Consider the following 18,411-nt stretch of genomic DNA (forward strand, 5'->3'; position numbering starts at 1 on the left):
CATACCGGTGAATGCCGGTATCCAGGACTGCCTGCCCGCAGAGACACCGTAGGGGCGATTCGCGAATCGCCCGTCCCGCCCCCACCGTTCGCCCTGTGCCTTCAGACGGACACTCGCCCCGCGTCGACATACCGGCGAATGCCGGTATCCAGGACTGCCTGCCCGCAGACATGTCCATGTATCCTCACTGTGCTATCCTAGAAGCAATCAGGAAACACGGGGACGCGTGGTTTCGACAGGGGGTAGCAGAGCGGGATTGCAGGCCGAGGTCCGCCCTCCTCGTTAAACAGGCGGAACAAAAGTAACTGGCGAGCGCGAACTCGCACTGGCCGCCTAGAGCGGCCCGTCCGTCCTTCCCTCCCCTGTAGGGAAGAGCCGGGCGCAACAAAAACAGGGTGCGGCCCTAGCTCACGCCGATCCGCGAAGGCTTAAGTCCAGTCTCGGCTAGCCTGACCAGACCCTGCCGCCGGGGGCTGTGATGGCGAAACCCAAAACAGCGGCTACGCCTGGAGTACATCCCCTTGAGCGCTTCTTGGACGGGGAGTTCGACTCTCCCCCGTCTCCACCAGCGCACACAAAGATTGGCCAAGCCAACGGCCGGGCACATGCCCACCCGAGGCTTGGCCAATCGCATTCTTGACTCCCGCTGCGGCTGACGTCCTACGGCTTGAGGCTGAACGGCGGGTACTTGTCGTTCAGCAGGTACATGTACGCGCTCACACGAAGCCCCCATCGCATCGTCCCCTCGACGAAGTCAAAGAGCGCGCGTGGGAACTGCCCCGTGAACAGGATGGCGAACCACCCGATAACAATCGCTACGAATGCCACGATGCCCAGCACAAACAGCGCAATCCCGTGCGGGATGCCGACGTACAGCCACCCGAGGAAGAACCGTAGCGCCGCCGTCCCCCGCGAAACCTCCTCCGGGTACTCGATGTGCGCGTACACCGGGTAGTCAGGAGCGGAGAGCGCGAAGGGCGGGTACTTGTCCGTCATCAGGTTTAAATACGCGTCCACGCGCACGCTCCATGCGTGGTAACCGAGCATTATGTCGAATATGCCGCGCGGATACTTCCCGGTAAACAGGACGATCACGAAAGCGACGACGTGCAGCGCCAGGGCAACGAACGACAGGATGAACAGGGCGATGCCGTGAGGGATCCCGACGTAGAGCCACCCCAGGAACGTCTTGAGCAACAGCACCAGTCTCGATAAGCTCTCCGAGTACTCGACACCGAGCCCAACTTGAGCCGGACCTGCACCTGCCATGGGGTTCTCCTTTCGTGCGCCTTGTGCCGCAGCGGCGTTCAGCCACTCGGCGCCTCGCTTCGGGGCCTCCCACTGCGCCGCTTAACCGAGTCTCTCGGCCCTACGGTGTGATTGTCGCGCTCGCCGTCTCGTCGCGCAAGGTGTTTTTCACCATACAGAGTCGGTGTTCGCCCGCGAGTCGTTGGGCATCCAGTCCTGGCGTGGTGCAACCCGCCCCGCTGTGCGATGATAGCCGGGCGCGCGAGGCCCCCCGCGGTGACGGGCGCCAACCAACGATAGTGAGGGTGATATGGAAGCAAAGGATAAGGTCGCGGTGATCACGGGCGCCAGCAGCGGTATCGGCAGGCAGTCTGCCCTGGTGCTGTTGGAGGCGGGTTACTCCGTCGTGCTGGCGGGCCGTCGCGCCGAGCTGCTCGACTCCGCCATCGAGGAGGCCGGAGCGCCGGCCGGCAAGGCCCTCGCCGTTCAGACGGACGTCAGCAATCCGGAATCAATCAAGGACCTCTTTGCCAGGACCGTTGAGACCTTTGGCCGGCTGGACCTCCTCTTCAACAACGCTGGCCAGTTCTCGCCCCGTGACCCCCTGGAGGACCTGACCATTGAGCAATGGACCACGGTGGTCAACGTCAACCTCAATGGCGTCTTCTACTGCACACAGGAGGCCTTTAAGATCATGAAGAGCCAGACGCCCATGGGCGGGCGCATCATCAACAACGGCTCCATCTCGGCCCACGCGCCGCGCCCCAACTCCGCCCCCTACACCGCCACCAAGCACGCCGTCACCGGCCTCACGAAGGCCTCCGCCCTTGACGGCCGCAAGTACGACATCGCCGTCTGCCAGATCGACATCGGCAACGCCGCGACCGAGCGCACCGCCGCCCGTGGCGGCAACGAGCAGCCCAACGGCGCATTCATCGAGGAACCGAAGATGACCGCGCGGCAGTCGGGCGAGGCCATCCTCTACATGGACAGCCTGCCCCTATGGGCAAACGTCCAGTTCATGACCATCATGGCCACCAAGATGCCCTTCATCGGCCGCGGCTAGTCCTGCGGCGGTTTCCCCACGATGCGCGCGTGCCGCTCGACGTACGCCGGCCACGCCTCCGGGTTGATGAGCCGCGGGGGCCGCTCGCCGCGAAAGATCGCCGCCCACTGCAGCGCCGCGGACTCCGACATCGCCGCGTGCGCCTGCTTGGTCGGGCCCGACGTGTGTTGCGTGGCCAGGACGTTGTCCATCTTGAGCAGCGGGTTGTCCGGCAGCGGCGGCTCCGGGTCCCACACGTCCAGCGCCGCGCCCGCCAGTGAGCCCTCTTGCAGCGCGATTGTCAGCGCCCGCTCGTCGATGTTGGGCCCGCGCGACGTGTTGATGAAGTACGCGGTGGGCTTCATCAGGCCAAACTCCCGCGCGCCGATCATCCCGCGCGTTTGCTCGCTCAGCGGCACGTGCAGCGTAATGTAGTCACTCTCCTGCATCAGCTCGTCCAGTGAGCACGGTTCCCCGCCGCGCTGCGCAATATCCTCGTCGCTGAGAAACGGATCATGTACCAGCACGCGCATCTGGAACGCGAGCTTGCAAATGTCCGCCACCCGCGCGCCGATGTTGCCCATGCCGATGACGCCGATGGTGCGGTATTGCACGTTGTCGCCGACAAATTGCCCCGGTCGCTTGATGATGCCCTGGCGCAGCGCCCGGTCGGCCTGCGGGATCTCTTTCGATAGGTTGATCATCGCCGCGATGACGTGCTCCGCCACCGGCTCGTTGCCGATGCCGCCCTGGTTGACGACGAGCACGCCCGCCTCAGTGCACGCCTCCACGTCTACTGCCTCGAAGCCCGCCACCCGCGACCCGACGGCCAGCAGGTCCGGGCACTCCGCCACCAGCGCCGCGTTGAATTGAATGTCCCCCATGGAAAGCAGGTGCCCGTGCGCCGTCTTCAGTGCCTCCAGCTTCTCCTCAGTCGGCGCGGCCCGGTCAAGGCACACCAGCTCCGTATTCTCGTCCTCCGCCAGCATCTGCTCGCCTGTCGGGTTCGTCCAATGTCCAAAGTACACCAGTCGCTTCTTCACCGTGCACCCCCGTAGATTGCTTGCCAGTCCCCGATGCATGTCCCCGAACGCGCCGCGAGGGCTGGAGTGCCCCCCAACCCTCGCGTGCTTATGTCGAGTCTTCGCTTCGAACGCTTGCCTCTAGCTGGTCAGCGCCGTCGCATAGCCGGGCAGCGACGCTCGCCAGGTCTTCTCTCTGCCGAAGTCCAGGTAGTTGGCCTTGGCCTGCTCCGCGCCCTCTAGCTTGAAGGGCAGCTTGTACAGTTCGACCACGTTCTTGACGGTCATCTCGTACCGCTCCTCCGGCGTGCACTCGTCGAGGATCTCACTCAGCACCTGCTGCGAGTGCGGGAAGACCGAGTCGCCGTGCGGGTAGTCGTTGCCCCACATCAGCGTCTTGGTGCCGATGAAGTCGCGGGTCCGGATGCCGAGCGGGTCGTCCTCAAAGGTGGCGTAGAAGTTCCGCAGCCAGTAGTGGCTCGGAAGCATTGGCAGCCCCGATGTCCGCTCCCCGCCGCCGCGGATGTACGCCCAGTCCAGCCTCTTCAGCACGTGGCCGATCCAGCCCGTCTCAAACTCGGTGATGACGACCTTCAGGTTCGGGAACCGCTCGAGCACGCCCGACTGGATCATGTCCGCGATGGTGAAGGCCGCGCCCGCGAAGCCCATTGGGCCGTTGGCCCGGCTCGGGGCCTGCCGGGGCGGAAGGCCGTGGTTGTCCGTTGCGCCCGTAAACAGGTGCATGTTCAGCGGCATCTCCATGTCCTGCGCCGCGGCCCAGAACTTGTCGTACCACGTGTCCACGTACAGGTGGTCGGGCGGAGCCGTGATCGGCACGCACACGCCCACGTGGCCCATGGACTTGCACCGCTCCATCTCCTCTATCGCCTGGTCCAGGTCCCAGAGCTGCACCGCGCCGAGCGCAAACAGGCGGTCGGGGGCGGGACTCACGTAGTCCGTGATCCAGTCGTTGAACACTGAGAAGGTGTCCTTGACGATGTTCAAGTCCTCAACTTGGTAGACGTTGAACAATAGGCTCGGGTACAGGACTTCCGCGTCGATGCCGTCCTGCTCTTGCTCCTTCATCCGCTCTGCGACGTCGTAGCAGCCCGGCAGCGCGAGGTCGTAGCCGCGCTTCATGTCTGCTCGTGCCTGCGGGCTCGTGAAGTCGACGTTCTGCTGGAGGAACCCGGCAGCCGGCAACCCAATCTTGCCGTTGCCCAGGTGCATCTGCGGTCCCATCTCCGGATTGGAAACGGCCATGTGCGGAGCACGCTCGCCGTACTTCTTGATCAGCGGTTCAAACAGCTCCGGCGGCTCGACGATGTGCGAGTCTGCGGAGATACAAAGCAACCTGTCCATCTCTCCTCCTTGTCCCCTATGATCCCCTGGTGCTGATGGTCTAAGACCACCCAACCCAATCCTAAACCATTGGCGTGGACTGCGTCACCTCCGTAAGCGGCAGCGCGTTCCGCCACGTCTTCACCTCGGGCGTTGGCACGTAGTTGATGCGCGCCTGCTCCGGTCCCGTCAGCTCGTAGGGCAGGTTGTACAGCTCGACCACGTTCTTCACCGTCATCTTCCACTTCTCTTCAGGCGTGCACCCGTCCAGGATCTCGCTCAGCACCTGCTGCGAGTGCGGGAAGATCGAGTCGCCGTGCGGGTAGTCGCTGCCCCACAGCATCGTGTTCACGTCGATGAAGTCCCGAGTCCGAACGCCTAGCGGGTCGTCCTCGAATGTGCAGTAGAAGTTGCTGCGCCAGTATTCGCTAGGCAGCTTGGGTAGCCCCATCCTCCGTTCGCCGCCACCACGCACGTATGCCCAGTCGAGCCTCTTGAGCACGTGGCCGATCCAGCCCGTCTCGAACTCGGTAACCACGAACTTCAGGTTTGGGAACCGCTCGCACACGCCTGACTGGATGATGTCGGCCACCGTCAGCGCCACGCCCGCGAAGGCCATCGGCCCGTTCGCACGGCTGCGAGGGTCGTTCCTGGGCAGGCCGTGGTCGGCTGTCGCGCCCGTGAAGATGTGCATGTTCAGTGGCATCTGCATTTCTTCGGCAGCGGCCCAGAACTTGTCGTACCACGGGTCCACGTACTGCTTGTCCGGCGGCGCCGACGCCGGGATGGACGCGCCCACGTGCCCCATTAGCTTGCTCCGCTCCATCTCCGCGATGGCCTCGTCCAGGTCGTAGAGCTGCAGGCTCGCCAGCGGGAACAGCCGGTCGGGCGACTTGCTGCAGTAGTCCGCCACCCAGTCGTTGTAGAGCCGGAAGGTGGCATTGAGAACGTTCCGGTCCTCTACCTGGTACACGTTGAAGATAACGCTCGGGTAGATGACCTCCGCGTCGATCCCGTCGATGTCTTGGTCCAGCAGTCGCTCCTTCACGTCGTAGCACCCCGGGCGTGCGAGCTCGTAGCCCTTTGCGAGGAGCTCCTGAGCCTCGGGCTTGGTGAAGTCAACGTTCTGCATGAAGAATCCGGTGATCCTCAGCCCCAGCCGCCCGTCGCCGAGATTCAGCTGCGGCCCAATCGCCGGGTCCGCGATGACCACACGCGGCGCCTTGTCGCCGAACATGTCGGCCAGCGGCTCGAAGAACTCCACCGACTCCACCACGTGCGAGTCCGCCGATATACACAGCTTCCCGTCGTTCATGACTCTCCCTCTACCTTAGCTTATGTCAAACGGCGGGGACGGCAGTCCACCGTCCCCGCCGTGCGGGTTACTTGCCCATGCATGCCGGACACGAGCACATTACTTCTTCACCGCCACGATTTCCTCAAGGTGCGTGAAGGTCCCGTGCTCCGTCCCGTTCCAAACGTAGGACTCGATGACGTTCGGGTCCACCGTCACCTGCGCCGGCAGGTACCAGAGAGGCACGTTGGCGTGCAGGTTATAGCTCAGTTCTCCAACCGCCCGGATGTTGGGTTCGTGATGGTTCCAGTCCATCTCGGACTGAATCCTGCCGACGAACTCGGCCATCTCCGGCGTCGCGAATCCGTTGACGCCGCCCGTCGCCAGCCACGTCTGGCGGTTCGCCAGCGCGAAGACCGGGTGCGTGCTGCTGTTGTCGATGTCCACCCAGTCCACAATGCCCTCGCCGACGCCCGCCGTGCCGCCGCGGGTCGCGCGGCTCAGGGCGTTGCGGGCGGCCGCGTCGATGGTCACCAGATCCACGTCGATGTCCACGTCCTGCCAGTACCCCGCAATTGCTTCCGTTACGTCCTCACAGCCTGCCATGACCACGCATGACCGGATGCGTGTCTTGATCTGCAACGGGTTGTTGGGGCCATAGCCGGCCTCCCGCAACAGGGCCCTTGAGGCTGCCGGGTCGTAGCCGTATTCAGCATCAAACCGCTGCTCCCACTCCGGATTCCAGCCCGTGAACTGCGGGTGGAAGTGATTGAGGATCATCAGCTCGCCGTGCGGAGCAAAGACGCCCAGCACCTCTTCCCTGTTGATCGCCTTGTTCAAAGCCTTGCGGACACGGACGTCCAGGAGCTTGGCGTCAGGGTAGAGCGGCCATCCCGCTACGCCGGTCTCCGGGTGCGGGAAGGCGGCATAGAACTGCATCCATACACGGGTGCCGAAGTTGGAGTTGCTCAGGACCTTGTAGTCCCTGCCAATGGCTTGACCCTGCAGGTCCGGCGGGATGTCCGCCATGTGGACTTCGCCGGCCAAGAGCGACGACAGCCGCGTGGAGATCTCGGAGATCCACCGCAGCTCCAGCTCATTGAAGTCCGGCTCTGCGCGCCAGTGCTCGCCGGGCGCGTTTTCGAACAGGACGAACTGGCCCTGTGCCCGATCGGCAAACTGGTAGGGGCCAGTGCCCGCCAGCGGCGTGCTCTCGGGGGTCTCCGGTGCGCCGTTGGCGTCCCAGTCCGCCTTGCTCACTACCGGCAACTGCGTCCAGCGGTCGGAAAGCGCCAGCAACAGGAAGCTGTTGGGGCTCTTCATACGGAAGACGATCTCGTGGTCATCAACCTTCTCGATAGATTCGGTGAAGGCATTCCAGAAGATGCGTGAGAACACATGCGCGTCTTCAAAACTCACAAACTCATTGAAGAAGTTGATCACGTCGTCAGCGGTGTATTGTCCGTTCCCGTTGTGGAACTCCACGCCCTCCTGAAGCTCAAGCCGCATGGACTGCCCGTCAGGCTCCAGGGCCCAGGATGTGGCCAGCCCCGGCACGAATTCGCCCGCCGGGTTAACGGCCAACAGGTTCTCGTACATCGGCCGAAGCTGCAGCGCGTTGAAGCAACAGAGCACACGCTGGTCGCTGTGCTCTGTGCTGGGCGCGGTCGTGGCAAAGATCAACCGGTCGACCGTTGCCTTCGGCATCATCGCGTCTTCAGCGGGCATCGGCATCGTGTCGCCGCCGCTCGGCGCTTCCGCGGGCGCGGCAGTTGGCGCCGGAGCCGCCGAAGTTGAGGTTGACGAACTCGAGGTTGTGGTCGTGGCCGTTGTGGTGCCGCCGTCGCCGTCATCGCTGCCGCATGCCGCGACCACCAACAGCAGCGCAAGACTCATCGCCAGCGCCGCCACGATTCCAGGTAAGCGCCTACACGAATACATTGCTTCCTCCCGGCGGGTCTGTCCCGCCTTGTTCAGACAAAGAGGGCGCAGGTATCCTACGCCCCCCGACCGCGTTTGGTTGTTGCCGGAAATGCTAGTAGTCTCACGCATATATGTCAATGGAGTTTCTATCGATGTTTCGATAGTTACTATTCCGCTTTCTCAAGGTAGGAAGCAGAACGGCCCGCGCCGCTACCCGGCCGGCGCTTCGCCGACGATGGACGTGTATCGCGCCACGTACGCCGGCCACACCTCCGGGTTCACGATGGGCGACGGCCGCTGCCCCCGGAAGATGGCCAGCCACTGCTTGCCCGCGTTCTCGCTCATCTTGTAGATGGCCTCGTGCGACTGCCCGGAGCTGTGCGGCGTCGCCAGGACATTGTCCAGCTTCAGCAGCGGATGGTCGAAAGACGGCGGCTCAATCTCCCACACGTCCAGCGCCGCGCCCGCGATGACGCCCTCCTTGAGCACGCGCTCCAGCGCGTCCTCGTCGTACAGCCCGCCGCGGGCGTTGTTGACGAAGTACGCTGTTGGCTTCATCAGCCGGTACTCCCGCTCGCCTATCATCCCCCGCGTCTGGTCCGTCAGCGGCGTGTGCAGCGTCACGTAGTCGCTCTCCTTGAGCAGCTCGTCCAGCTCGACGCTCTCGCCGCCGCGCCGCGCGATCTCCTCGTCGCCCATGATCGGGTCGTGCACCAGCACGCGCATGCTGAACGCCGCCTTCAGGATCTCACCCACCCGCGAGCCAATGGCGCCGAAGCCGACGATGCCCACCGTCTTGCCCAGCATGTCGTGCCCAGTCAGCTCGCCCGGCTTCCGCTCGATCCGCGCGTGGAGCTGCCGGTCCGCCAGCAGCGCCCGGTGCGACAGTACAAGCATCGCGCCCGTAACCTGCTCCGCGACGGGCTCGTTGCCCATGCCCGTCTGGTTGCACACGAGCACCCCAGCCTCCGTGCACGCCGGGATGTCGATGGTGTCGTAGCCGGCAAGCCCCGAAACGATTGCCAGCAGGTTCGGACTCCGGTCGATGACCTCTTGGGTGTTCGGTGGCATGGCTCGGCCGTGCACGTGGAGTCCGTGTGCATTCGCCAGCTCCTGCCACAGCGTGTCCGGTTCCTGGGAGCTCACCTTCACCAGCTCCACCACGTCCGGGTGGCCCTGCAACTCCCGCTCGCCGACGGGTGCGATGAACCGGTCAACGTACACCAGTTTCTTGGAGGGCATCAGTTTCTCCTTCTCCAAATCAGGACGACAATATGGCATTGGTAGGGCGGTGGTAGGCTAAAGACAGATGTGCGCACTGTCAACCGAGGTCTACGCGCTCATCTTGCACAGTGCGGACAATTCCGATACCGTTGCCGTACAAGCAGACGGGGGTTGGAATGGCGACCAGGGACCGCGACTCTGGGGGGCAGCAAGAGTTCCTGACACAGACCAACGCGCGGTTCGATAGCGTTGACGGCCAAATGAACGACCTGCAGGCGCAACTCGCGCAGTTGGCTGAGCAGCTCGAACGTTTAATCGAGTTGATTACGGAGGATACCGACATCCAAAAGCGTAAACTGCGCTTGCTGGAAGCCGCCCAACGTTCACAAAACTAGAGCCCGCACGATTGTCCCGGCAGCCCGCTTCCACAGACCTATTCCGTTCGTGGTGAGCTTGTCGAACCACGCCGGACGGCGCACCCTTCGACAAGCTCAGGGTGAACGGGAGCTACGCGAGTTTTGGGGGATCACAGTATCGGATGGCATTCTGAGCGCCCTTCTTTCTGTAACGGTCAGGCACTCGCTTCCCCACATAGCTGGTCCAGACGGCGGCCTCAGCCTCGTCGCCCTCGAATCCCCAACGCTCTGGAAGGTCTATACCCTCCAAGGGAAAGTTCTCCCTGGTGCCCTTCAACCAAACTCTTGGCCGGTACGCGCCTTTGACCACGCCTCGCACATGAGCCAGCACGAGATGGTATTTTTCAGCTCTCGCTTTCTGTATTCTCCATCTGCTCCTGACCGCGTCGTAAATACCTCGTTCTCTCCACATGTTGCCGATCGAAATGAGAATCAAGGGCTCTGTAACCTCAAAGGGCACCGCCTCAAATTCAGCGCAGATTTCATCCGCGTGACGACACCCCCGGTCTCGAGACCCTTTTCCGCCGTGTCTGTTCGTTAGGCCAGGGTATGCGTCGATCAGCGCGGCCTCAACCTCATAGGACATGGTTTCCGTGGAAAGTCCATGGCGGTGGATGACGTGGGAGACATCCAGCCCTGCAGCCTTGATTTCGTTGATCCGCTCCAACTTGGGGTCTGCAGGCCCATCACTCATCAGCTTGTTCTTGGTCTCGTCATCGAGACTGCCCAAGGCGTGGGCAAAGACCCTGCTGCCCTTGCCCTTTCCCACATAGAAGGTTTCACCATTGCGCGGGTCGACTAGCCGGTATACATACCAGCCAAGCGCAGCCTCAACTTCCGGCGTGAAACTCTCTCTAGCCACTATTCCCCCTCTTCTGTCGAGCAATCGTGCGAGGCAGGCTAGCCGCCGACCTCCATGACCATGCCGCTCGGCTCAAACCGCTCCCGGACTTCCCTGGTGTACTCCCACCAGTCGACGCCCGCCGGAAGGACCGCCTGCCCCGACCTCTGGTGGTACGCCCACGGCGTCTCCAGCCCCGGCGGCGGCGTCCCGTCCTCCATGAGCGCCCGCGCGGCCTCCATGAAGCGGCGGCGCGTCCGGATGATCATCTGGTCCGTCGTGCCAAGGTGCTCCTTGGTCCGGTCGTAGATGCTCCCCATGCTCTCCGTCATCGCCATGTCCTGCTGGCGAATGCCCTTGATGCCTGTGAAGCTCACGTTGTTCTTCTGCGCCTCACGGTCGATCTGGAAGTCGTTGCTCCAGTTCTGGTCCAGGTTGTACCGGTCGTACCACCCCGTGCCATTCGGGATGTAGTCGCGCGACTGGTCCCGAGGCGTCTCACTCGGCTTGAGCGCCCGGACGCCCCACTCCAGCGTGTGGTGGTCGTCCATCGGCACGTAGCACAGGAACCCGGCGTTCGAGCCGAGCTGGTTGTCGATGCCCGGCACCATCGCATAGAACGGAAAGAGGATGTGTCCCACGCGCCAGTACTCCTGCCCGTCGTCCGTCGGCCGCCACATGCCGTAAGACGTGCCGTGCTCCGTCTCCTTGACGCTGAACTTGCCGTAGCGGTTCTTCGCCTGGTGGTAGTTCATCGAGCCCGGCTCAGTGTTGTAGATGGTGAAGTGCCCCAGGTGCAGGAACGTCACGTGGACGGTGTCCATCTCACCCTCGAGCCCCTGCATCCAGTTGCAGTTCCTGTGGAGGACCGTGATGGAGTAGTTGTCGTGCATGTTCCCTTCGAGCTCCGGCAGCGCCGGCGGGATCTCGCGCGTGCCCATGTACACCCAGATGATGCCGTTCCGCTCGTAGGTTCGGTACGTCTTGATCCTCACCTTGTCCTTGAAGTTGCTCTCCGCCGGCTCCGACGGCATGTCGACGCAGTTGCCGTTAACGTCGAACTTCCACCCGTGGTACACGCAGCGAAGCCCCTCCTCCTCGTTCCGGCCGAAGAACAGGCTCGCTCGTCGGTGCGGGCAGTAGTTGTCGATCAGGCCCACGTTGTTGTTGCTGTCACGGAACGCAACCAGCTCCTCGCCTAGCAGCTTGATGCGCACGGGCGGGCAGTCCGGCTCCGGCAACTCAATGGACTGCAGTCCCGGGAACCAGTACTCCCGCATCATGTTGCCCATGGGAGTGTCAGGGCCTACTCGACACAGCAGTTCGTTCTCTTCAGGCGTCAACATGCTTAGACTCCTCTCGCTCAGCGTTCAGGCTACTGGCCGGTCAGTGACCCGGCCGACTCAGGGTATTCCGTCGTGCGGGCGAAGAACCAGTCGCCCAGCGCTTCCATCCAGTTTACGCCACTAGGCAAGACCACGGCGCAGGAACGCACCTTGTACAGCTCTGGCTCGTTAGAGCCCGGAGGCGGCGTCCCCTCCTCAACCAGCGCCCGCGCAGCCGAGAGCAATTGCCGCCGCGCGCGAATGATGCTCGCGTCCGCCGTGCCCAGGTGCTCCTTCGTGCGGTCCATGATGGCGCCCATGCTCCACTCGATCGCCGCGTCCTGCTGCCGGACGCTTGGGATGCCGGTGAAGTTCCTGTGCTTCTTGGCCCACAGGTCCATGTGGAAGTCCGTTTCCGGCGAGATCTCCGGCCACCAGTTGGCGTAGAAATTGCCCTTCTGCTCGGGCTTCCACGGCCCCTGGTTCGGCGTCAGTGCGCCCGGCTCGTCCGGCAGGTCGGGCGTTGGGAAGCGCGGGCCGGGCATCGCCTCCGATGGGTGCCACTGCAACCCGAAGTGCATGGTGTAGTAGTCGTCGATGGGCACATAGATCGAAAGCGGCACCCGCGACGCCGTCGCCGGGAACATGCCGTAGAAGGGAAAGAGGAAGTGGCTCGCCCGCCAGTAAGAGTTCCCGTCCGGCTGCTTCCGCTCGGCGCCGTAGACCAGCCCGTATCCCGTCTTCTCCACGAAGAAGTCCGCAAACTTCTCGACGGTGTACCCGCCGTACTTTGGGTCGTCGTCGATATTCAGGCGGCCGTGCAGGATGGGCGCGTGCGTCGAGTCTAGCTCCCCTTCCAGCGCCTGCATCCAGTTGCACTCGTAGATGAAGCGGCGGTAGTGGCTGCGCTGCTCCTCGGGCACCAGGCACCACTCGAACTGCGGCAGTCCGGGCGGCTCCTCCTGGTTGGGACCCATGTAGCACCAGACCACGCCGCCGAAGTCCGCGCCCTTGTAGGACGTGATGTGCATCTTGTTCTTGAAGTTGCTCGTCGGCGGCTCATTGGGCATGTCGATGCAGTCGCCGTTCACATCAAACTTCCAACCGTGGTACGCGCACCTGAGGCCGCCCTTCTCGTTCCGCCCGAAGAAGAAGCCCGCCCCGCGATGGGGACATCGCTGCTGCGTGAACCCCACGCGGCCCTCCGAGTCGCGCCACGCGACCAGGTCCTCGCCCAGCAGGCGCACGCGTTGCGGCTGCCCGTCAACCTCCAGCTCCCATGTGTACGCGGCGGGCAGCCAGTACTGCCGCATGAGCTCACCCATGGGTGTGCCGGGGCCTACTCGACAGAGAAGGTCCGTCTCTTCTTGCGTGAGCATTGACGCCTCCTTATGTCACATCCACAGCCGCAGCGTTTGTGGGATTGTATCAGGCTTTCCGCCCGAGTGAACACCGGATCCGCCGATTTGCCAAACGAATCTGGAATATTCACCATTCCCGATTATGCCGGAATGCCGCTTATCCGTAGCGCCCGATGTCCAGCGCGATGAACACCATCAGCACGGGCACCATCACCATGATGCTGACGACGATCCCCACCACGATGGCAACGAAGCTGAAGAGGCTCCCGTAGATACAAGAGGTCCTGATAGTGGCCTTCATGGTTTTGGTGCTCGCCCCTCCGGACAGCACCCCATAGCCGAAGCCCACGATGAGGATGGCAAGCAGGCTGAAGAAGTAGAGTTCGCGGTCGCCGGTGATAACGCCGATGAGCGCTGCGACGATCCCCCCATAGAGCCCAACGTAGCCGCCCGCGACGCCGCTTGCGCCGTTGATTTCGACTTCGTCGTCCGTGTGGTGGCCGGCCCATTGCGCATTGGGACGCATCTGCAACGACTCGCGCAAGCGCGCATTCGCCGCCTTCTGGAGCGCGCCGGGGTTGGCGCCCCTTCGCATCTGCATCGCTGTGCTCGGTCTCCTCTCGCCCCTCGGGACTCCCCTAAGCCTACCCCCAAAGCGCCTCGGACGCTAGCCGCGCGCCCTCGGCCATCGCCCGCAACTTCGCCCACACCACCGTCGGGTGTACGCGCGAGCGCCCCGCGAACGTGCCGAATCCGCAGTCCGTGCTCGCCATGACGCTGTCGCGGCCCACGATGCTTGCGTAGCTGAGGATTCGGTCCCGCACCAGATCCGGATGCTCCACGAAGTTCGTCGTGGAGTCAATCACGCCCGGGATGAGCGTCTTCCCCTCCGGCAGCTTCACGTCCTCCCACACACGCCACTCGTGCGCGTGCCGCGGGTTCGACGCCTCGACGGAGTATGCGCCCGCGCGCACCTGCAGCACGATGTCCACAATGTCACGCAGCGGCACGTCCCGCACGTGCGGCCCCTCCGAGTTCCCCCAGCAGATGTGGTAACGCACCTGTTCCTCTGGGATGCCCTCCAGCGCATGGTTAAGTGCCTCGGCCCACAGCCCCATTGCACGGCGGAAATCCTCCAAGGAGCCGTCCCGGAACCGCGCCCAGTTTCGCCCCATCGCCATCTCTGGCGCGTCTACCTGCAGCACGAATCCCGCGTCCGCGATGGCCCGGTACTCGACCTTCATCATCTCCGCCAGCGCGTACACGTACTCTTCTTCCGTCGGGTAGTGCTGGTTTGCAATCCGAAGGTCGAGGATGCCCGGCGACGATGCCGTCATGAACGCCCCCGCCACGTCAACGTCCGCCAGTGCGTCGCGGAAGTTCGCCACGTCCGCCTCGACGGTCTCCGGGTGCGTCCACGCCATCGGTCCGACGCACACCGGCCGCGGGAACGTGACGTTCCCCATGAACCCGGCCGTCCGCCACCACTCGGCAAACTCCGGGAAATCGACCTCCGACGGCGCTTGCGGCGAAGGGTCCACCCCCTCCAGCCCGCTCACACGGTCCTTGATGTAGTCGGAGAACCCCGCCTTGCTGAGCTCGCCGTCGTTGACAATGTCGATCCCCGCGTCCGCCTGCGCCCGCACCGCCGCCGCCACCGACCGCCGCACCGCGACCGACAGGGCCTCCGCGTCATACGGCTGCCCAGTCTCCCTTGCCTGGATCATCCCGAGCAGATCCGGCGGCCTCGGCAGGCTGCCCGTGTGCGTGGTCAGGATCCGTTCGACGCCGCTCGGCATCGTAGCCCTCCTCGCCTAACCCCAAAGCGCCTCGGTTGCCAGCCTCGCGCCCGCCACCAGCGACTCGAACTTCGCCCAGCACACCTGCGCGTGCCCCACGCGAGAGCCGATGCCGCAGTCCGTGCCCGCCATGACGTTCTCGCGCCCCACCGCCTCCGCGTACCGCACCAGCCGCTGCGCCACCAGCTCCGGGTGCTCGATGAAGTCGTTGGCGTGCCCCACGACGCCGGGGATGAGCAGCTTGCCCTCCGGCAGCTTCACGTCCTTCCAAACGGCCCACTCATGGTCGTGCCGCGGGTTGGACGCCTCGATCGAGTATCCCTCCGCCTTCACGTCCAGGATGATGTCCACAATGTCCGCCAGCGGAATGTCATGAACGTGCGGCCCCTTGTAGCTGCCCCAGCACATGTGGAAGCGCACGCTGCTCTCCGGGATGTCCCGCAGCGCATGGTTCAGCGCCTCGATGCGGAGCTGCGCGAACTTGCGGTACTCAGGCACGCTCATCCCCGACTGGATCTGCCACCCGTCCGCCAGGTCCGGGTCGTCGATCTGCAGCAGGAACCCCGCGTCCACGATCGCCTTGTACTCCACATGCATCGCGTCCGCGATGGCGAAGAGGTATTCCTCGTCGCTCGCGTAGTATTCGTTCTTCATCCAGTGCTCAATCGTCCCCGGCGCCACAGCCGGCAAATACGGCTCCGGCCCGTCGACGCCCTCCAGCGCCGCCTTGAAGTTGGCGATGTCCTCGGCCACGGCCTCCTGCCCTGTGTACGCCAGCGGCCCGACGCACACCACCTCGTAGCCGCCCAGATTGCCCCGGCCCTCGAAGTAGTCGGGAAAGTCCGCCGCGTCCCTCCCGTAGATACGCGCAAGCACGTTGCCCGGCTGTGCCAACCGGTGCACGTGCCCCGTCAGCCGCTCCCGCGCGTAGTTGGTGAAGCTCGACTTGCCGAGCTCCCCGTCGTTGATGCTGTCCAGCCCGATCTCCACCTGCCGCCGCACCGTCTCCGCGATGGCCTTCCGCAGTCGAGCGGTCAACTCGGCCTGGTCCACGTTCTCCCCCGCGCTCTTGTCCAGCACCATCTGCCGCAGCTCAGGCACCCGAGGCGTCGTGCCCGCGTGCATCGTCAGAATGCGTTCCGTACTCCGAAGCATGGTCAACTCCGTTACAGTAATTGTGCGAAACCGTCACACAGCGTAACCCCCTCCCCCTCAAGGGTAGGGTTGGGGGAGTCCCCCGACCTCGAAGCCCCTACTCCTCAATCGGAATCGTCGCCGTGATCCGAGGCACGTCGCTTGACACCCGCGTCGTGTGCCCGTGTCCCGTCGTGTCCTCCACCAGGTTCACGTGCCCCGGCCCGAAGCGGTGCAGCGACCCGTCGCCCAGCCCGATCTCGCCCTCGCCCGACAGCGTGATGACGAACTGCCGTCGCGGCCCCGGGTGCCAGTCGACGAAGTGCCCCGGCGGATACTCGCGGAACGTGATGTTGGTGGCCTTCAGGCCCTCCGCCAGTTCCGGGTGGTCAGCCAGGCTGAAGTCCTCGATGTGCGACTCGCCGTCGTCGCCCGTGTACATGCGCGTAATCGTGTCCATGCAGTCCCTCCTTCAATTCATGAAGAGTTCGGCCCATTGTCGCCCAAGGGCGATGGCCCCGCAACGCTCCCGTTCGTCCTGAGGGAAATCGAAGGATGCACGGGAGCCGGCGATTCCCGAATCGCTCCTACGTCTCCGTCCCCCGCCGCACGTCCGCGCGGAAGTCGTCCGGGCTCGGCCCCCGGTCGATGACCACGTCGATCACCGACGGCAGCCCCGACGCCATCGCTTCCCGCAGCGCCCCCGGCAGCTCCCGCGAGTCCCGCACCTGCACCCCGAAGCACCCGAACCCGCGCGCCACCGCCGCGTTGTCCGTTTCCACAAACTCCGACGCGATCTTTCTTCCCTCCGGCTGGTGCTGATTCACCATGCCCAGCGCGCCGTCGTTGAACACCACGCAGATCATCGCCAACCCGTACTGCATCGCCGTCGAGAGCGCGTTCACCGTCATCATGTACCCGCCGTCGCCCGTCACGCACACCACGGGCCGGTCGCCGTACGCCAGCTTCAGCGCGACGGCCGCCGGTAGCCCCCAGCCCATGCCCGCTGTGCCGCCGGGGCAGAAGAAGGTGTGCGGCTCCACCGCCTTGAAGTAGTGCGCCATCCACGTCCGGTTGTTCCCCGCGTCGAGCGCATATACCGTGTCTGCCGGCATCGTCTCGCGCAGTAGCGTGACAAGCCGCTGCGGCGTCACCGGCGAGCTGTCCACGTGCATCGCAGGCTCGTCGTAGTAGCCCAGGTTGCTCCGGCGCGCCGCCAGCGATGCCGTCCACGCCTCCCGCTCGGGCGTTGCCGTCGAGCCCCGCGCCCGCGTCTCCTCCAGCAGCTGCCCCAGCACCTTCGACGCGTCGCCCACCAGCCCCAGCTCGACGGGGAACGTCCACCCCGCGTTGTTCTCGTCGATGTCGATTTGGATGATCCTCTGCCGCCGGGGGTCGAAGACGCTCGGCCGCTCCCGCACCGTGTCCTGCGGCGAGAGCTTGGCCCCCACGACCAGCACCGTGTCCGCATCGCCGATGACCGCGTTCGCCGCCGCCTGCCCGTACACACCCGCCATGCCCACCGAAAGCGGGTGCGACTCCGCGATGGCGCTCTTGCCCTTGTAGCTCGTCGCCACCGGCGCCCCCAGCGCCTCCGCCAGCTCCCGCAGCAGCTCGTGGCTCCGAGACACATGCACGCCGTTCCCCGCGACGATCACCGGCCGCTGCGATGCTTCCAAAATGTCCACCGCCCGCGCGATGTCCTCCGGCGCGCTCTGCGGCTTGGCCGTGTTCAGGTATCCCGACGTGTGGTGCAGGAACGGCGGAGACTCCACGTCCACGTCGCCCCCCGCCGCCGCGGAGCGCATGACGACTGCCGCCGGCCCCGGCCGCCCCGACGTCGCGTGCTTCAGCGCAAGCTGCGTCCCGATGACCGCCTCTTTGGGGCTCGCCGCCAGCGTCGTGTACTTGGTCATCGCGCGGAAGATCGCCGGCAGGTCCACGCTCCCGTACTCCCCCGCCCCCGATTGGTTCGCCGGGTGCTGCCCCGCCCCGCCGTCCGACGTGTCGGTCACCACCAGCATCGGCGAGCTGCTAAGCATCGCCTCCATGATTCCAAAGCTCGCGTTGGAGCCCATGAACAGACCCTGCCCCATGATGGCGGCCGGCTTCCCCGTAGCGCGCGCGTACGCGTCAGCCATAATCCCCGCCGCCTGCTCGTGCCGCACGAGGATTGGCCGAATCCGGTCCTCACGACCATGCATCAACGCAAAGATCTGGCTGGTCCCGCCCCCCGGAATCCCAAACACATACTCAACGCCAGCCTCTTCCAAAACCTGCAATATATGCTCCGCCGAGCTAGCCATCACAGCTCCTTATGTCAAACCACTTCCCATACCGGCAAAAGCATGCCCCGTACCCCGATACGGGGCCGGTATCCAGAGGCGGGGGGCGCGCGCCCCCGGCCCCCCCACCGGGAGCCAACACCCCCCCCGCCC

Annotated in this window: 16 protein-coding genes and 1 other RNA gene; 3 read left to right on the forward strand and 14 right to left on the reverse strand. The window is 64.5% G+C overall.

What is annotated here, in order from left to right; translation table 11 throughout:
- The first annotated feature begins 218 nt into the window (after positions 1-218).
- Positions 219-568: a transfer-messenger RNA gene (gene ssrA / locus OXC99_07670) on the forward strand.
- Positions 569-660: 92 nt separating this feature from the next.
- Here the strand turns inward: ssrA and OXC99_07675 are convergent.
- A complete protein-coding gene (locus OXC99_07675; protein MCY4624863.1) occupies positions 661-1,269 on the reverse strand; it encodes a DUF4389 domain-containing protein in 609 nt (202 codons plus the stop codon).
- 289 nt (positions 1,270-1,558) lie between these two features.
- Between OXC99_07675 and OXC99_07680 the strand changes: the two genes are divergently transcribed.
- Positions 1,559-2,314: an SDR family NAD(P)-dependent oxidoreductase gene (locus OXC99_07680; protein ID MCY4624864.1), complete on the forward strand. Its 756-nt coding sequence runs from the start codon at positions 1,559-1,561 to the stop codon at positions 2,312-2,314.
- Here the strand turns inward: OXC99_07680 and OXC99_07685 are convergent.
- The 5 genes from OXC99_07685 to OXC99_07705 form a co-directional block, all read right to left on the reverse strand.
- Entirely contained in the window at positions 2,311-3,336 is a 1,026-nt protein-coding gene (locus tag OXC99_07685; protein ID MCY4624865.1) for a hydroxyacid dehydrogenase, read from the reverse strand. The genes OXC99_07680 and OXC99_07685 overlap by 4 nt on opposite strands.
- Positions 3,337-3,456: 120 nt before the next feature.
- A complete protein-coding gene (locus tag OXC99_07690) occupies positions 3,457-4,677 on the reverse strand; it encodes an amidohydrolase family protein (protein ID MCY4624866.1) in 1,221 nt (406 codons plus the stop codon).
- A 61-nt stretch (positions 4,678-4,738) separates the two neighbouring features.
- Positions 4,739-5,971, reverse strand: coding sequence for an amidohydrolase family protein (locus OXC99_07695; GenBank protein ID MCY4624867.1), 1,233 nt, complete (start codon positions 5,969-5,971; stop codon positions 4,739-4,741).
- Positions 5,972-6,070: 99 nt separating this feature from the next.
- Complete coding sequence (locus tag OXC99_07700; GenBank protein ID MCY4624868.1) at positions 6,071-7,891, reverse strand: ABC transporter substrate-binding protein; 1,821 nt, start codon at positions 7,889-7,891, stop codon at positions 6,071-6,073.
- Between the two features lie 192 nt (positions 7,892-8,083).
- Complete coding sequence (locus OXC99_07705; GenBank protein ID MCY4624869.1) at positions 8,084-9,115, reverse strand: hydroxyacid dehydrogenase; 1,032 nt, start codon at positions 9,113-9,115, stop codon at positions 8,084-8,086.
- Between the two features lie 158 nt (positions 9,116-9,273).
- Between OXC99_07705 and OXC99_07710 the strand changes: the two genes are divergently transcribed.
- Positions 9,274-9,492 carry a hypothetical protein gene (locus OXC99_07710; protein MCY4624870.1) on the forward strand — a complete coding sequence of 73 codons (219 nt, stop codon included), beginning with the start codon at positions 9,274-9,276 and terminating at the stop codon, positions 9,490-9,492.
- Positions 9,493-9,604: 112 nt separating this feature from the next.
- Here the strand turns inward: OXC99_07710 and OXC99_07715 are convergent, their stop codons facing one another.
- The 8 genes from OXC99_07715 to OXC99_07750 form a co-directional block, all read right to left on the reverse strand.
- Positions 9,605-10,399 carry a hypothetical protein gene (locus OXC99_07715; GenBank protein MCY4624871.1) on the reverse strand — a complete coding sequence of 265 codons (795 nt, stop codon included), beginning with the start codon at positions 10,397-10,399 and terminating at the stop codon, positions 9,605-9,607.
- 14 nt (positions 10,400-10,413) lie between these two features.
- Positions 10,414-11,700 carry a Rieske 2Fe-2S domain-containing protein gene (locus OXC99_07720; protein ID MCY4624872.1) on the reverse strand — a complete coding sequence of 429 codons (1,287 nt, stop codon included), beginning with the start codon at positions 11,698-11,700 and terminating at the stop codon, positions 10,414-10,416.
- A 29-nt stretch (positions 11,701-11,729) separates the two neighbouring features.
- Positions 11,730-13,058, reverse strand: a complete 1,329-nt coding sequence (locus OXC99_07725) for a Rieske 2Fe-2S domain-containing protein (GenBank protein MCY4624873.1) — start codon at positions 13,056-13,058, stop codon at positions 11,730-11,732.
- Between the two features lie 139 nt (positions 13,059-13,197).
- Positions 13,198-13,641: a hypothetical protein gene (locus OXC99_07730; GenBank protein ID MCY4624874.1), complete on the reverse strand. Its 444-nt coding sequence runs from the start codon at positions 13,639-13,641 to the stop codon at positions 13,198-13,200.
- A gap of 43 nt (positions 13,642-13,684) precedes the next feature.
- Positions 13,685-14,839, reverse strand: coding sequence for a cobalamin-independent methionine synthase II family protein (locus OXC99_07735; protein MCY4624875.1), 1,155 nt, complete (start codon positions 14,837-14,839; stop codon positions 13,685-13,687).
- 15 nt (positions 14,840-14,854) lie between these two features.
- Positions 14,855-15,994, reverse strand: a complete 1,140-nt coding sequence (locus tag OXC99_07740; protein MCY4624876.1) for a cobalamin-independent methionine synthase II family protein — start codon at positions 15,992-15,994, stop codon at positions 14,855-14,857.
- A gap of 97 nt (positions 15,995-16,091) precedes the next feature.
- Entirely contained in the window at positions 16,092-16,433 is a 342-nt protein-coding gene (locus OXC99_07745) for a hypothetical protein (protein MCY4624877.1), read from the reverse strand.
- 127 nt (positions 16,434-16,560) lie between these two features.
- Complete coding sequence (locus tag OXC99_07750; protein ID MCY4624878.1) at positions 16,561-18,279, reverse strand: thiamine pyrophosphate-binding protein; 1,719 nt, start codon at positions 18,277-18,279, stop codon at positions 16,561-16,563.
- Positions 18,280-18,411 lie beyond the last annotated feature (132 nt).

Source organism: Chloroflexota bacterium (assembly GCA_026713825.1).
Classification (GTDB): Bacteria; Chloroflexota; Dehalococcoidia; order Lucifugimonadales; family UBA1127; genus UBA1127.